The sequence below is a fragment of the Nonomuraea sp. NPDC050404 genome, from assembly GCF_040655495.1.
In the GTDB taxonomy this organism is placed as follows: Bacteria; Actinomycetota; Actinomycetes; order Streptosporangiales; family Streptosporangiaceae; genus Nonomuraea.
In genome coordinates this window covers 306,909-321,725 of sequence record NZ_JBFAKB010000004.1, presented here as the reverse complement: position 1 = coordinate 321,725, position 14,817 = coordinate 306,909, and the positions used below count along the sequence as shown (strand labels likewise).

At 70.2% G+C, this 14,817-nt stretch carries 14 protein-coding genes; 5 read left to right on the top strand and 9 right to left on the bottom strand.

Annotated features, from left to right (window positions below; all coding sequences use genetic code 11):
• Window position 1: 1 nt before the first annotated feature.
• The 5 genes from fdhE to AB0I81_RS13020 all read right to left on the bottom strand — a co-directional run bounded on the left by fdhE (window position 2) and on the right by AB0I81_RS13020 (window position 6,670).
• A complete protein-coding gene (gene fdhE, locus AB0I81_RS13040; RefSeq protein WP_360654773.1) occupies window positions 2-874 on the bottom strand; it encodes a formate dehydrogenase accessory protein FdhE in 873 nt (290 codons plus the stop codon).
• Window positions 874-3,297 (bottom strand): formate dehydrogenase-N subunit alpha, encoded by a 2,424-nt coding sequence (fdnG, locus tag AB0I81_RS13035; RefSeq protein ID WP_360654770.1) that lies wholly within the window; start codon window positions 3,295-3,297, stop codon window positions 874-876. Before fdnG ends, fdhE begins: the two co-directional genes overlap by 1 nt.
• A 12-nt stretch (window positions 3,298-3,309) precedes the next feature.
• Window positions 3,310-3,885 (bottom strand): hypothetical protein, encoded by a 576-nt coding sequence (locus AB0I81_RS13030; protein WP_360654767.1) that lies wholly within the window; start codon window positions 3,883-3,885, stop codon window positions 3,310-3,312.
• A gap of 68 nt (window positions 3,886-3,953) precedes the next feature.
• Entirely contained in the window at window positions 3,954-4,598 is a 645-nt protein-coding gene (locus AB0I81_RS13025) for a hypothetical protein (protein ID WP_360654765.1), read from the bottom strand.
• Window positions 4,599-4,726: 128 nt separating this feature from the next.
• The gene (locus AB0I81_RS13020) at window positions 4,727-6,670 is read right to left on the bottom strand and encodes a SelB C-terminal domain-containing protein (protein WP_360654762.1); all 1,944 of its coding nucleotides are present in this window, start codon (window positions 6,668-6,670) and stop codon (window positions 4,727-4,729) included.
• A gap of 109 nt (window positions 6,671-6,779) precedes the next feature.
• Between AB0I81_RS13020 and AB0I81_RS13015 the strand changes: the two genes are divergently transcribed.
• Window positions 6,780-7,337 carry a hypothetical protein gene (locus AB0I81_RS13015; RefSeq protein WP_360654759.1) on the top strand — a complete coding sequence of 186 codons (558 nt, stop codon included), beginning with the start codon at window positions 6,780-6,782 and terminating at the stop codon, window positions 7,335-7,337.
• A gap of 22 nt (window positions 7,338-7,359) precedes the next feature.
• On the opposite strand, the gene AB0I81_RS13010 is transcribed toward AB0I81_RS13015, so the two are convergent.
• The 4 genes from AB0I81_RS13010 to AB0I81_RS12995 all read right to left on the bottom strand — a co-directional run bounded on the left by AB0I81_RS13010 (window position 7,360) and on the right by AB0I81_RS12995 (window position 10,800).
• Window positions 7,360-7,650, bottom strand: coding sequence for a hypothetical protein (locus AB0I81_RS13010; protein WP_360654756.1), 291 nt, complete (start codon window positions 7,648-7,650; stop codon window positions 7,360-7,362).
• A gap of 432 nt (window positions 7,651-8,082) precedes the next feature.
• On the bottom strand, window positions 8,083-8,415 hold the full coding sequence (locus AB0I81_RS13005) for a hypothetical protein (protein ID WP_360654753.1): 333 nt from the start codon (window positions 8,413-8,415) through the stop codon (window positions 8,083-8,085).
• 66 nt (window positions 8,416-8,481) lie between these two features.
• The gene (locus AB0I81_RS13000; protein WP_360654750.1) at window positions 8,482-9,717 is read right to left on the bottom strand and encodes a helix-turn-helix domain-containing protein; all 1,236 of its coding nucleotides are present in this window, start codon (window positions 9,715-9,717) and stop codon (window positions 8,482-8,484) included.
• Window positions 9,718-9,837: 120 nt separating this feature from the next.
• Window positions 9,838-10,800 carry a MurR/RpiR family transcriptional regulator gene (locus tag AB0I81_RS12995; RefSeq protein WP_360654747.1) on the bottom strand — a complete coding sequence of 321 codons (963 nt, stop codon included), beginning with the start codon at window positions 10,798-10,800 and terminating at the stop codon, window positions 9,838-9,840.
• A 167-nt stretch (window positions 10,801-10,967) separates the two neighbouring features.
• Here AB0I81_RS12995 and AB0I81_RS12990 point away from each other — a divergent pair, with 167 nt between their 5' ends.
• Genes AB0I81_RS12990 through AB0I81_RS12975 form a run of 4 tightly spaced genes read left to right on the top strand, consistent with a single transcriptional unit; the run spans window position 10,968 to window position 14,805 of the window.
• Window positions 10,968-12,344 (top strand): MFS transporter, encoded by a 1,377-nt coding sequence (locus AB0I81_RS12990; RefSeq protein ID WP_360654744.1) that lies wholly within the window; start codon window positions 10,968-10,970, stop codon window positions 12,342-12,344.
• Window positions 12,341-12,766, top strand: a complete 426-nt coding sequence (locus tag AB0I81_RS12985; RefSeq protein ID WP_360654741.1) for a GAF domain-containing protein — start codon at window positions 12,341-12,343, stop codon at window positions 12,764-12,766. Before AB0I81_RS12990 ends, AB0I81_RS12985 begins: the two co-directional genes overlap by 4 nt.
• Window positions 12,763-13,968 (top strand): amidohydrolase family protein, encoded by a 1,206-nt coding sequence (locus tag AB0I81_RS12980; protein WP_360654738.1) that lies wholly within the window; start codon window positions 12,763-12,765, stop codon window positions 13,966-13,968. Before AB0I81_RS12985 ends, AB0I81_RS12980 begins: the two co-directional genes overlap by 4 nt.
• A 36-nt stretch (window positions 13,969-14,004) precedes the next feature.
• Window positions 14,005-14,805, top strand: a complete 801-nt coding sequence (locus tag AB0I81_RS12975) for an alpha/beta hydrolase (RefSeq protein ID WP_360654735.1) — start codon at window positions 14,005-14,007, stop codon at window positions 14,803-14,805.
• Window positions 14,806-14,817 lie beyond the last annotated feature (12 nt).

Sequence of the window (14,817 nt, the reverse complement as noted above, 5' to 3'; positions counted from 1 at the left end):
TTCAGAACCCCATCAGGTTGGGCGTGATCTTGGTCTGGCCCTGGCCGGCCAGGTGCAGGTCGAGCGGGATCGCGACCAGCTCGTCCACCCTGGGCACCGCCGCCGGGTCCCGGCCCAGGTCGATGTCGATCAGGTAGCGGCGGCAGGTCTGGCAGGACTCGGCGCGCAGGTGCGGGAAGAACCCGTCCCCGTCCGGGGTGGGGCGGCCCACGTGCGGGCCCGGCTGTTGCTCGGCGTGGACCGTGCGTTTGCCGCTCTCGCCGCAGTTCGGGCAGGTGGTGGCGGAGAAGCTCCAGTCGTTCGGGCATTTGGCGCAGGCCAGCATGCGACGGCCGCTGACCAGCGGGTCATCGCTCGCCGTCCGGTAGCTGAGCTGCGGCGGCCCACCACACACGGGACAGCGCCCCGCCGCCTCCCCGCGCGGGTGCGGGGCCACTCCGCCTGACGGGGTGGCGTCGGTGTGGCGGGGCCTGGGCGCGAGGGCGTGCAGCGTGGCGCGGGCGAGGTAGCGCTCGACCGGCGTCAGCTCCTCGTCCGCCAGCCAGGCGGCCAGCAGCGGCTCGGCGCCGCCGTTCAGCACGGCGCCGCCCATGGCCTCGGCGAGCGGCCGGGGACCTGCGGCGGCGGTCACGGCCATCACACGCGGCAACACCTTCGCCCCGGCCCACTCCACAGCCTCGGACCGCCCCGCAGCGTTGACCCACTCCACAGCCTCGGACCGCCCCGTAACCTTGGCCCACTCCAGTGGCGGGGCGTCCTGGTGGGCGGCCGACTCCCATACCTCCGCCAGCGCCAGGTAGAGGCCGAGCACCTCCCGCGCATGCGGATACCGTTCCCGCAGTTCCAGGGCCCGTGCCCGCTCCCGTCCGTACATCAGAGCTTCTCGATGTCGACCAGGAACGCCTTGTACTCGGGCGTCCGCGCGCTGGCATCCCCAACGAACGGCGTCAGGGCGTTGGCCAGCCAGTGTTGTCCGGTGTTGATCCCGACGAACCCCCAATGGATGGGGATGCCGATCTGGTACACCCGCCGCCCGTCGATCTCCAGTGGCCCGAGCCGCTTGGTCACCACCGCCCGCACTTCGAGCTTCCCGCGCCGCGACGACACCCGTACCAGATCGCCCGTCTCGATGCCCTTCTCGGCGGCCAGCCCGGCGGGCACCTCGACGAACGCCTCCGGCTGGAGCTGGACCAGGTGCTCGACGTTCTGGGTGACGTAGTGCTCGTGCTCGGTGAGCCGGTAGGAGGTGGCGACGTACGGATAGTCGGCCGGGGTGCCGAAACGGTTGGGGCGCCCGGCCCGCTCGTCGTACCTGAAGACCACCGGCGTCGCCGACACCTGCGGATGCAGCGGGTTGGCGACCGGCGATTCGACGGGCTCGTAGTGCTCGGGGAACGGCCCGTCGGCCACGGCGTTGCTGAACAGGCGGCCCACTCCCTCGCCGGTCATGATGAACGGCAGCGGCGCGTCCGGCCCGGGACCGGTCGTCGGCGGGTAGTCGGGCACGTCGCCCACCCACTTGCCGCCGACCCAGGCGATTCCCGGACGTTCCGGGTCCCAGGGGCGGCCGTTCTCGTCGGCGGAGGCCCGGTTGTAGAGGATGCGGCGGTTGGCGGGCCAGCTCCACGCCCAGTTCGGGTACAGGCCCATCCCGCTGGGGTCGTTCCTGGCGGGGTCCTGCACGCCGTCGCGCCGCTTGGTGAGGTTGCCCTCCTCGGGGTAGTGGCCGGTGTAGATCCAGTCTCCGGCGGTGGTGGTGCCGTCGTCCTTGAGGTCGACGAACGTCATCAGCCGCTTGCCGGTCTTCAGGTCCCGGCCGTTGATCTCCTGCGCGATCTCGTCCAGCTCGGGCTTCCTCGGGTTGCGGTACGGCAGCGTCAGCTTCAGCAGCGGGTCGGGGAACTTGCCGCCCTGCGACTCGTACAGGTCGCGGACCCGCAGGAACAGCTCGGCCATGATCCAGTGGTCGTGCCGGGCCTCGCCGTCGGGCGGCAGCACCTGCTCCTTCCACTGCGACCACCGGCCGCTGTTGGTGAACGAGCCGTCCTTCTCGATCCAGTGGGTGGCGGGGAGCATGAAGACCTCGGTCTGGATCTTCGCCGGGTCCAGGCCGGGGGCCCGCCAGAACTCCGAGCTGGTGGTGTTGAACGGGTCCAGGACGCACAACCACTTGAGGTTCGACAGCGCCTGGAGCACCTGGCCCGAGTCGGGGCCGATGCTGGTCGCGGTCATCCCCGACAACATGACGCCCTGCATCTTGCCCCTCAGCGCCTGGTCGAAGATCGAGATCCAGGAGGCGTTGGCGGCCGGTTTGGGCAGGTAGTCGAAGGCCCACTCGTTGTCCTTCGTGGCGGCGTCGCCGTACCAGGTCTTGAGCAGGCTGACCAGGTAGCGGCGGTAGTTCTCGCCGAAGAAGTTCACCGCCCTGGGGTGCTGTTTGATGCTGGCGCTCTCGTCCAGGTACGCCGCTATGTCCTTCTGCCCGGGGGCCGGGATGCGCAGGTAGCCGGGCAGGATGTCCCAGGAGATGGCGTGGTCGGTGTTGCCCTGGATGTTGGCGTGGCCGCGTTCGGCGTTCATGCCGCCGCCGGGGCGGCCCATGTTGCCGAGCAGCAGTTGCAGGATGGCGCCCGAGCGGATGAGTTGCACGCCGGTGGTGTGGTGGGTCAGGCCGACGGCGTACACGATGGTCATGACCTTGTCCGGCCGTCCCGTCTCGCCGACCAGCCTGGCCACCTGGAGGAACTGCTCGCGCGGGATGCCGGTGATGCGGCTCACCGTGTCCGGGTCGTAGCGGCGGTAGTGCTCTCTGAGCAGGTTGAGCACCGAACGCGGGTGGTCGAGGTCGATCCTGGCGTGGCCGTCCTTGTCGGTCTCGTACGCCCACAGCTTGGTGTTGTAGACGCCCTGCTGCCGGTCGAAGCCGTTGAACATGCCGTCCTTGAAGGCGTAGCCGTCCTTGACCACGAAACCGGCGTTGGTCGCCCAGCGCACGTACTCGTCGTGCTGGAGCCCGTTGCTCAGCACGTAGTTGATGAGCCCGCCGAAGTAGGCGACGTCCGTGCCCGTGCGGATCCTGACGTACGTGTCCGCGACCGCCGAGGTCCTGGTGAACCGGGGATCCGCATGGATGATCTTCGCGCCCCTGTCGAGCTTGGCGCGCATGAGCCAGCGGAAGCCCACCGGATGGGCCTCGGCCGGGTTGGCCCCGTTGACCAGGATGAGATCGGCGTGCCTGATGTCACGCCAATGGTTGGTCATGGCCCCTCGGCCGAACGTGGCAGCCAAACTGACCACCGTGGGACCGTGTCAAACACGGGCCTGTTGTTCGAGGTGAACCAGGCCCAACCCCCTCATCAGCTTCGTGGCGAGATATCCCTCTTCCGAGCTGAACGCCGCCCCTCCGGCGAAGGCGATGCCCTCGCAGCGGTTGACGACGTTGCCGTCGGCGTCCTGCGTGACGAACGTGGCGTCACGCGAGGCTTTGATGTTCCTGGCCAGGCGGTCGAGCGCGAACTCCCAGGAGACCTGCTTCCATCCCGCCGCGCCCGGGGCCCGGTAGAGCGGATGCGGCACCCGCCTCCGCGAGACGGCCAGTTGCAACGCGGTCGCGCCCTTGGGACACAGCGTGCCCTCGTTGACCGGACTGTCCGGATCACCCTCGATCTGCAGCAGCTCCGTCCTGCCGTTCGCGGCCTTCTTGGTGTAGGCGACGATCGAGCAACCCACCGCGCAGTACGGGCACAACGAGCGGGACAACGTGGCCCCCTCGATGCGCAGGCGCTGCCGCACCTTGAGCGACTCGGTCAGATCGAACCCCAGTGCCGAGCCGCCGACCACGCCCACAGGTCCGATGCTCAGGAACTGACGTCGGCTGACCTCCATGCCGGGCTCCCCTCAGCTCTAGCCGCTGGGTACCGTTTTCTCACCGTATGATCGGACGCTTGGCACGTCTAGCCCTGCGCGAGCTGGAGGTCGTGACGACCGCCCGGGTCCTCCGGGTTACGCAGCAGATCGAGCAGCCTGGGATCCGCCGGCACCAACACCCCCCGATCACCCCGCTCCCCCGCCACCCGCAACACTTCCCGCCACGCCACCCTCCCATCCGGCACCCCCACCGGCACCCACCGCCCCACCGACCCGCCCTCCCGGTAACTCCCGTCCTCCAACCGCACGATCACCGCCACCGCAGAATCTCCGGCTGCGGCATCCATGGCGACGGCATCCGGGACGGCATCCGGGACGGCATCCGGGACGGCAGCTTCGGAGGCGACGATCACGGGGGCGACGGTCTCGGATCCGGCAGCCTCGGAGGCAGCAGCTTCAGGAGCGGCGATGAGGGCGAGCCGGCCTCGGCTCAGCCGCTCCACCGTGGCGAGCGCGCGGGCCTGACCACTGTCCAGCACCGTGGCCACGACCAGCAGCGACCGGTACGTGACCGCAGCCAGCGCGGCTGTCAGCGTGAGCGGGTCGAGCGCGGGCGCCGCACCGTGCTCCACCCAGAGCGCATCGGCCCCGGCCGCCTCGAACGCCACCGCATCGGTGAGCCACTCCCCCGGATCGTCCGACGGCCTGGGCAACACGACCCCGACCCTCACCCTCATCCTCACCGACCCACGCCCGGACCCACCCCCCGCACCTGCGCCCTCGCCCCTGCCCTCCCCCATCACGACGCGCTCGTCCCCACCCTCCCTCATCACGGGACCCTCATCCTTGCCCTCTCCCATCACGACGCCCTCTCCCCCGAACCCGGCGTGGTGACGACCCGCAGCCGGTCGTCGAGGCGGCGGGTGAGATGGAGCCGGTCCAGATGCTCCAGCAGCGGGATCACGACGCGGCGGTTGGTGCCGAGCGCCGCCCGTGCGTCCCCGGCCGTGAACGGCTGCGGCAGCCCCGCCAGCACCCGCACCGCCACGACATCGGCCCCGGCCATCAGCACGATCCCATCGGCCAGCCGCAACACCAGCCCCGCCCTCGCGGCGAGCGCCACCACCTGCCGGGTGAGCCCCAGCTCGGGCAGCCGCACCGCCTCCGGCGCCAGGTACGGCGACCGCCCCAGCTCGGCCCGCAACCTCTCCACCGCCTTGACCACCGCCTCGGGCACCCCCTCACCATCGATCCGCCCATCGGCCACCCGCAACGGCGGACACCCCGCGACCAGCGCTTCGACGAGTTCGCGCGAGGGCAGTCCGAGAGCGGTGCGCGCGGCGTCCACCGGGATACCCGGCTGCCCCGCCACGATCGCACCGAGCCGCTCACCAAGCTCCTTCCACTTCCCGGCTTCGACGATCCAGTCCCCCGCACCGGGCACGTCCAGCGGGCGGGGGTCAAGCCCCATCGCGACCAGCTCCGACCTGCGCACCACCCCTCGCCAGCCAAGCACGGTCGCAGCATCAGGCACCCGCCCCACCCCACCACCCGTAATGACGAAGGGGGCCAGTTCGGCGGCCCGCCTGGCGGCCGAACCCCGCAGGCGCAGGACGGGCGGCCGGACGTCGAGCACGAGCACCCCGGCGATCGGCCGCCCCGAGCAACGCAGCAGCGCCCGGTCGCCGACGCGCAGCGGAATCGCCCGAGCCAGCACCAGCCTCGCCGCACCAGTGCCGGAGCCGGTCCCTGAGCCGGAGCCGAAGGCGAAGGGACGCACCCGTACCGGCACCGAGGCCGACCCGACGTGCAGCACCGCCTCACGCGGGGCCTCACGCGGCGCATCATGTGGCGCATCACGGGGCGCACCTCGTGGCGCATCTCGTGGCGCGTCACGCGGCGCATCGACCGGCGCCCCCAGGTCCAGCCGCACGTCCACCAAGTCCGTCTCCACCCACGCTCCCGGCGTGAGCAGCGCCTTCCCCCGCGCCACCCGTTCCAGCTCCACCCCCCGCAGATTGACCGCAACCCGAGCCGCCGCCCCCACGACCTCCACCGGCTGCCCCGTCACCTGAAGCCCTTTGACCCGCACCCGCTCCCCACTCCCAGCCCCAGCCCCAGTCCCGGCCCCAGTCCCGGCCCCAGTCCCGGCCCCAGTCCCGGCCCCAGTCCCGGTCCCGGTCCCGGTCCCGGTCAGCGTGAGTACGTCGCCGACCGCAATCGTCCCGGCGGCCAGCGTCCCGGTGACCACGGTCCCGGCGCCCTTGATGCTGAAGGCCCGATCGATCCACAACCGCACAGGAGCCCGGACGTCGGGCGGCGGCAGCGAGGACACCAGCCGGTCCAGCCCGTCCCGCAGTTCCGCCAGCCCCTCCCCCGTACGCCCGCTCACCATGACCGCCGGCCACGAGACCCGCTCCCTGGCCTCCTCCAGCGCCGGCGCGGGATCCATCAGGTCGCACCGCGTCACCACCAGCAGCCCCCGCCGCACCCCGAGCGCCTCGATCGCCTCCCAGTGCTCCTGCGACTGCGCCTGCCACCCCTGATCCGCCGCCAGCACGAACATCACCGCCGGCACCGGCCCAAGCCCGGCCAGCATGTTCGTGACGAACCGCTCATGTCCCGGTACGTCAACGAAGGCGAGCCTGCGGCCCGAGGGCAGCGTGGTCCAGGCGAAGCCGAGGTCGATGGTCATGCCACGGCGGCGTTCCTCGGCCCAGCGGTCGGGTTCGATGCCGGTCAGGGCGCGTACCAGAGTGGACTTTCCGTGGTCGACGTGCCCGGCGGTGGCCAACACGTACATGCCAGGCACGATATGCCGGATCTGCGGCATATGCAGCACTCCACCTGGCGAGCCTTGATCGCCCCGTGGAGTGCGGTGTTACGTTGAAATCAAGGCGTGCCCGACACCTGTGAAGGACGTGGTTACCGTGCTCTACCTGTTCGGCTTCGAGCGGATCGGCGTGGCCGTGAGCGACATCTACTTCGTGGACCCCAACCCGGAGAAGGGTCAGGAGGGGGCCGAGCGTGGAGTACGGCTGGAACTGCGCAGACTGGAGCCCGGCGAACTGAAGGGCTCGATCTACTCGGCCAGGCCCATCACCGTCGAGCGGCCGATCTGGCGGGTGGACCTCCTGGAGTCGGTCACCGGTACTCCGGGCAGCTTCGACCGTACACATCACCACCCTGGGATCAAGGGCTGGGAGCCGGGGCGGCGGGTGTTCGACAAGGAGTTGTCGAAGGAGCCGCTGAAGTGGCTGGGCGCACGGCTGGCGGACCTGGAAGGCGTGCTGGACGAGGCCGGGGTGGACCGCGACGAGGCCAGCCCGGCGGACGTGACCGGCCTGCGGGATCGCACCCCGGAGATCGTCGAGACGGTGGCCAGGCTGCTGGACACCATACGCGCCGAGAGCCCGAACGCCCCCGAGGGCGCCGAGTCGGCGACGAGCGTGCGGGCGAGCTGGTTGTAACGCGGCCGGAACCGAGCGGTTCTCAGCAGTCGCCGCCCAGCACCCCGTCCTCGGCGATCCACACCACTCGCAAGCAGCGGTAGGTCTGGGTGAGGCCCCCGGACGTCCACGAAATGGTGGCCGCGCCGCCATTCTCGGGTCCGGTGCAACCACCGGCCAGAATCGTGTAGCCGGGCCTCCACTGGTAGGGGCCGCGGCCACCCCACTCGCAGACGTAGGCGCGTTCGGGTGGCGGGTCGGTCGGGGCGGGGGTGGGCGCTCCCGCCCCGAAGGTGACGGCCGCCGTCGCGATGGCCAGGCCCAGCGCCGTCATGAGGCCGCTCCCACTCCGGCGCCGTGGCTGCGGTTGATCGGAATGCGTGGCACGGGTTTCCCTCCTCGGAGCGTGCTGCGGGTTTCACCCCAAACGCTAGAAAACCGCCCCCGTTCCCGCCCATAGACACCCGTCACCAGCCGACGTGACTTTCCCACACCGGACTTGTCGAGTCATCACATCGTATGGTGGCCAGCGGATCACCCGGCAGGTTGTCGGGCTCCACCACCAGGACGCTTAGGCTGCTTCATCGTCTCCAGCCTGGACTCTGACGCCAGGTTGCCGGCAAGTTCATCCAAGGTCTCCCACAGCGGACGTTGGACAACGCCTTTCCTTTGGGAACCAGATTCCTACGCATGGCCACCCAGCCTCCGGCCATTTCGTTGATCTGCCACTCCGGATACGTGTTGCTCAGCTCTTGCCAGGTCACGGTCATGGCTGCACTTCCGCGACCAATGTTGAGAGCGGGTGAGACGCCCGCAGTTGGGCGTAGCGGAAAGCGATCCGATGGGCGGCCAGAGAAGGTTCCATGGAGGGATGCCAGTCGTAGATGAATCGTTGTCTTCTCGCCTCCCATCCTGTACGCCACCAGAAGCGCCCGCCATCGCACCAAACGATCAATCCCACCCAGACCGATACCAGTGCCAGGCCATAACCGTTGTGGACGTCCGAGGCGATTCGCAGTCTGGCCAGCTCCTGTTGAAGTTGTATGGCCATGTTCAGAGCGGGGACGAGAATGGCACCGTCGAGTTCACTTGCCGGCATGTCACCGAAGTTAGAGGTGGCTCCGGCGCAAAAAACGCACGCTAGGTGCGACTTGCTGACCGTCGCCTAAACGGGTCTGGTCATCTGAATGCGCCGCGCCAGCGACCGCAACGTCTCCGGTATCCGGGCATAGGACCGCAAAAGGCTGTTGACGGTCTCGCGCACCATCGGGTGATACACCGTGTGCTGCGGGGACAGCCTGTCGGCCCGGTTCAGAGACTCAAGCGCACGATCAGGATCTCCGGCCATGAGCTGGACCCGCGCGAGGTCGATGTAGTGATGGGAGGAACGCTCCGGCGTCAGATTGCGTGGTGGTCTGAAGCCTTCGTTCCTCCTCGTTGCCTCATCCGGATCTTCAAGTTCGATCGCTGCCGCAATCTCATGAATCCGGACGTTGCTCGGGCCAAAGGCAAGGCCGTAGTGATTGGTGTCGCGTCCTATGCGTGCTGCATATTCGCGTGCTCTGCCGAGGTGCTCCCACGCGTCCGCGCCGCGGGGATGCTGACGTGCCGCCAGAATGGCGGACCGCAGATGCATGGAGCCTGCTATGGCCAGACCCGGTTCGCGCGCGGAGATCAGCGAGTCGTACCTCTGATGCGCCCGATCGAGATAGGTGAGCCCGGCGCGGTATGCCGCCGACGCGAAGAACACCTGGCTGCGCTCCTCGGCGACATAGGCGAGCAACTCGGGATTGTCGGTCTCGCGTGCGGCCTGAGCCGCTCGGCCGACGGCCACTGATGTGAGATCGACGTAACCCAGCCGGTAGGCGACAGATTTGGCCGCGACGAAGGCGTGCATCAGCATCTCGGCGAGGGTTCGTCGTTTCGCGCCCTCGCTGTCGTGCAGGACGACGCACATTTCCTCGATGAGCCCAGGCAGGCACTTGCCCAGTTCGACATAATTGATCTTGTCGAGCAGGGCGGCGACCTTCCGCACATCCTGGCCCAGCCCGGCGAGGTCCCTCGGCACGATCTCCGGATCGGGCGGTACATCCCAGTAGTTGAGGGCGATGCGGATGGCCGGGATGCTGGCGTGCACCCGGTCGGTGTGCCGGGTGGAGCCTCGGTACGGCTGACCGGTCAGTTCCGTGACGTCAACGCGCAACGCTCGGGCCACCGCCGCCACGAACCAAGGGGTCACGGCTTTGCGGCCTCGCTCGACCTGCGACACCAGGCTCTTGGAGCAGGGAACGAGCAGGGCCAGACCGTCCTGGGTCAGTCCGGCGAGCTTGCGGGCTTCGGCGACGCGCGGGCCAATGCCCGCCTGATCCATGATCAGAATGTTGGTGCCGACGGGGCTCATGGGTGTCACCCTTTCCCGAGGTCCGGATATCACCTTCCTTGCCAGCGTAGGCGGAAGCACGAGATGGAGTGACTACCCACGGCGAACGCCCGCCGGCCTTCTGAGCGGCGGCTGGGGAGGTCAGGGGGAGGTGGGGCGGCGGTGGAGGAGGCCGAACTTGGTCCACATGGCCTCGGCGGCCTCGATCGCGGCGCCCGTGCGTGCCGGGTCCACGGCGGCGAGCTGGGTGACCAAAGCCTGGGCGACCGCGATGCCGGCCGTCAGTGACGGGAAGAACGCCTCGCCCTCCGCCGGCACCATCACGACCTCCTCGGCCGCGCTGGCCAGGGCCGGGCTGGCCGCGTCCGTCAGGGCGAACACCCGGACGCCGCGCGAGCGGGCCTCGTTGGCGGCCAGCACCGTGCTCTCGTACAGCCGCCAGAAGCTGATCGCGATCAGCACGTCCCCCGCGCCGATCGCGGCCATCGTGTTGGCCAGTTCCGCGTCCCCCAGCGTCACGGCCGTCACCGGGTAGCCCGCCACCCGGGCGTTGTGGGCCAGCGCCAGCCCGACGGCCGCGTAGCTGCCGTCGGCGACGATCACCGTACGGCGGGCGGCCGCCATGGCCTGCGCGATCGTGAGCAGCACGCGCTCGTCCAGGCGCCGGTTGAGCAGCGCCAGGCCGTCGAGGTCGCGGCGCAGGGAGCGGGAGCTGGGTGAGCCGGTGCCCCGGTGCACGGCGTGGACCTGGCCGGCGCTCAGGGAGGACAGGTAGCGGGCGCGCAACTCCTGTTGCAGGGCCGGCCAGCCGGCGAAGCCGAGCGCCTGTGCGGTACGGGTGACGGTCGCCACGTTGACCCCGGCGAGCTGGGCCAGCTCCACCGCCGAGCCGTAGGAGGCCCGGCGCGGTTGTGAGAGCAGGACCTCCACCACGGCGGCCGACTTGCCGCGCAGCCCGCGCACCGGCAGCCGCTCACGCAGCCACTCCTCGAAGCTGTCCGAGGCCCTGTCCGCAGCCCTGTCCGCAGCGCCATCCGCGGCGTTGTCAGCCACGCCGCCGACCACGCCGCCGGCCGCAGCGCTGTGCGCAGCGCGCTCTGTCACGCGATCCCTTTCCCTGCTCGTAGCGGGATTTTCATCCCCTGGCCGGGAACATGCTACGCGCTCGCCACACGCCCAGTATGCAAAGAGCATTGCAATTTTGCCATTTCGCACAGTATGTTGCTTCGCAATCGACTTGCAGGGCCATGACCTGGGGAAAGGTGTGTCAGATGACCTTGTTGGCCCGTCTGGACAGGCTGCCGCTGAGCCGTCCGCACTATCTGCTGCTCCTGATCGGCGGCCTCGGCTACACCTTCGACGGCATGGATTCCGCCGTCGTCGCGTTCCTGCTGCCGAGCGCGCAGGAGGAATGGGGCCTGTCCAACGGACAGCTCGGCATCATCGGGTCGGCGACGCCGTTCGGGTTCCTGTTCGGCGCGACGATCGCGGGCCTGCTGGGCGACCGCATCGGCCGCAAGAAGGTGATGATGTACGCTCTCGCCTTCTACGCCTTCTTCTCGGTGATCGCCGCGTTCGCCCCGAACTACGAGGTGTTCCTGGGGTCGCGGGTGCTGGCCGGAGCCGGCGCGGGAGCGGAGAGTGCGATCATCGCGCCGTTCCTGTCGGAGTTCGTGCCGGCCAAGCGGCGCGGCTGGTTCATCGGGGCGCTGGCCGGGTTCTTCTCGTTCGGGTTCGTGATGGCGGCGCTGCTCGGGCGGTTCGTGGTGCAGCCGTTCGACGACGGCTGGCGGATCGCGCAGCTGGTCACCGCGCTGCCGATCGTGATGCTGCTGTGGTGGCGGCGCTCGCTGCCCGAGTCGCCGCGCTTCCTGCTCCAGCAGGGCCGTACGGCCGAGGCCGAGCAGGTGGTCGCCGACCTGGAAAGGCGCGTGGAGCTGGCGACCAACCAGCCGCTGCCGCCGGTGCCCGAGACCGCCGTCGCACCCACGGCCAAGGCGCCGAAGGTGAACCTGTTCAGCGCGCTGCGCTTCCTGTGGAGCCCGATCATGGCCAGGCGTACGGCGGTGATCTGGCTCGTATGGTTCGTGATCACGTTCTCGTACTACGGGTTCTTCACCTGGATCCCCACCCTGCTCGTGCAGCGCGGCATCGAGACCACCAAGAGCTTCGAGTTCTCGATCATCATCTACCTGGCGCAGATCCCGGGTTACTTCTCGGCGGCCTGGCTCTCGGAGCGCATGGACCGCAAGAACACGATCGCGCTCTACCTCGCGGGCTCGGCGGTCAGCGCGTTCTGGTTGTCCCAGATGGACTCGCCCGTCACGATCACCATCGCGGGCGCGGTGTTGTCGTTCTTCCTGAACGGCACGTACGCGGGCGTCTACTCCTACACCCCCGAGGTCTTCCCCACCTGGATCCGCGCCACGGGCACCGGCCTGTCGAGCGCCTTCGGGCGCATCGGCAGCATCCTGGCCCCGACGATCATCGGTGTGTCGGCCGCGAGCCTGGGCTTCGCCGGGGTGTTCGGGCTGACGACGGCGGTGCTGGTGATAGGCGTGGTGTGCGTGGTCGTCTTCGGCCTGGCCACGGCCGGTCGATCGCTTGAAGAACTGACGGAACCGACGAATGAGGAGGCGGCCAAATGAAGGAGCTGGAGGAGCGGGTGCGCCGGGAGGTCGGCGTGCGGCTGTTCACCGTGCTGGCCTGGGTGCCGGAGCGGCGGGCGCTGCGCCGCGTGCACAGCAGCCACCCGGAGCAGTACCCGGTGGGCGGCGAGAAGACCGTCGAGGTCGCCCAGGGCTGGCTGAGCATGTGCATCGAGGGGCGGCAGACCTACTTCGGCAGGGACAGGGCCGCGGTGCGCGAGATCTTCGCCGACTACGAGCTGATCGAGAGCCTGGGCTGCGGCTCGATCATCAACGTGCCCGTCGTCGGTGACGACGGTGAGGTGCTCGGGGTGCTGAACATCCTCGACGCCGAGGGCAGCTACAACGACTCTTCGGTGGCCGCCGCCGAGGCGATCGCCCGGGACGCGGCCGGCGCGCTGCGCGGAGGTGCCGCCGCATGAGCCTGCTGCTGCGCAACGCGCTGCTGCTCGACGTGGCGAGCGGCGAGTACGAGGAGGCCGACCTGCGGTGCGCCGACGGCCGCGTCGCCGAGACGGGCCGCGGGCTGTCCGCACCGGGCGACACGCGGGTGATCGACGTGGCGGGGGCGCGGGTCGTACCGGGCCTGATCGACGCGCATGTGCACGTCACCGCCTCCACCGCGAACCTCGGCACGCTCGGCTCCATGTCGCCCGCCTACGTGGCCGCCCACAGCACCCGCATCATGGGCGGCATGCTGCGGCGCGGCTTCACCACGGTCCGCGACTGCTCGGGCGCCGACTTCGGGCTGGCCGACGCGCAGGCCGAGGGCCTGATCAGCGGCCCGCGCCTGCTGTTCTGCGGCAAGGGGCTGAGCCAGACCGGCGGTCACGCCGACTTCCGCGGCCGGGGCGAGCACCTCAAGGACGACCACCCGTGCTGCGCGGGCGTCGGACGGGTGGCCGACGGCGTGGACGCCGTGCGCGCCGCCGCCCGCGACGAGCTGCGCAAGGGCGCGCACCACATCAAGCTCATGGCCTCCGGCGGGGTCGCCTCGCCGACCGACCGCATCGACTCCACCCAGTACTCCATGGACGAGATGCGCGCCGCCGTCGATGAGGCCGAGGCCGCCAACCGGTACGTCGCCGCGCACGCCTACACCGCCCGCGCCGTCAACCGGGCCCTTGAGGCCGGGGTACGCTCCATCGAGCACGGCAACCTGATCGACGACGCCAGCGTGGAGTTGTTCGTGCGGCACGCGGCTTACCTGGTGCCGACGCTGGTCACGTACTGGGCGCTGAAGCAGGAAGGGATGGAGTTCGGGCTGCCGGAGCAGAGCTGGCGCAAGGTGGACGAGGTGCTCGAAGCCGGGCTCGTCGCGCTGGAGCGGGCCTCACGGGGCGGCGTGCGGATGGCGTTCGGGACCGACCTGCTCGGCGGCATGCACCGGCACCAGAACCACGAGTTCCGGCTGCGGGCCGAGGTGCAGCGGCCGATCGACGTGCTGCGGGCGGCCACGACCGGCGCGGCGGAGCTGGCCGGGCTGACGGGCGAGATCGGCACCCTGGCCGTGGGCGCGCACGCCGACCTGCTCGTGCTCGACGGGGACCCGCTGGAGGACATCGGCGTCCTGGCCGACCCGAAGCACATCCGCCACGTCGTCCAGGCGGGCGCCGTCGTCTGATCTGCCCGGCGCTCAGGCGCGCGTACCGTTGTCCGGGTGACGACGTTCGCGCGCACCGCCCTGGTCGTGGTGGTGGTGCTGATCCTGCTGCTCGGGCTGCTGTGGGTGTTCCAGCGGCGGCTGATCTACCTGCCGGACCGCGCCCCGCCGCCGCCCGCCGCAGAGGTGATCCCCGGGGCGCGCGACGTCTCGTTCACGACGCGCGACGGCGTGCGCCTGTCCGGCTGGTACGTCCCGGGCGCGCGAGAGGACGTGACCGTGCTGGTCATGGGCGGCAACGCGGGCAACCGGCTGCATCGCGCGCCGCTGGCCAGGGCGCTGGCGGCGCACGGCCTGCCGGTCCTGCTCATGGACTACCGCGGCTACGGCGGCAATCCGGGCAGCCCCACCGAGGAGGGCCTGCTCCTCGACGCCCAGGCCGCCCGCGAGGCCGTCAACACCCCGCGGGTGATCTACTTCGGGGAGAGCCTCGGCGCGGCGGTGGCGACCGGCCTCGCGCTCAGGCAACCGCCGGACGGGCTCGTGCTGCGCTCCCCGTTCACCGACCTGGCCGCCGCCGGCCAGGCCAACTACCCCTTCCTGCCGGTACGCGCCCTGCTGCGCGACCGTTTCCCCGTGGCGCAGGGCGTCGGCCGGGTAGCGGCCCCGGTCGTGGTCGTCTACGGCACCGGCGACACGATCGTGCCCCCTGGCCTGAGCCGCTCGGTAGCCGAGGCGGCGCGGGCGACGACCGTTGAGGTGACCGGCGCCGGGCACAACGACCTGGTCCTGCTGAACGGCCGGGAGCTGATCGGCTCGGTGGTGGAGCTGGCCGGGCGGGTACGCGGAAAGGGATGAGCCGCCCGCTTC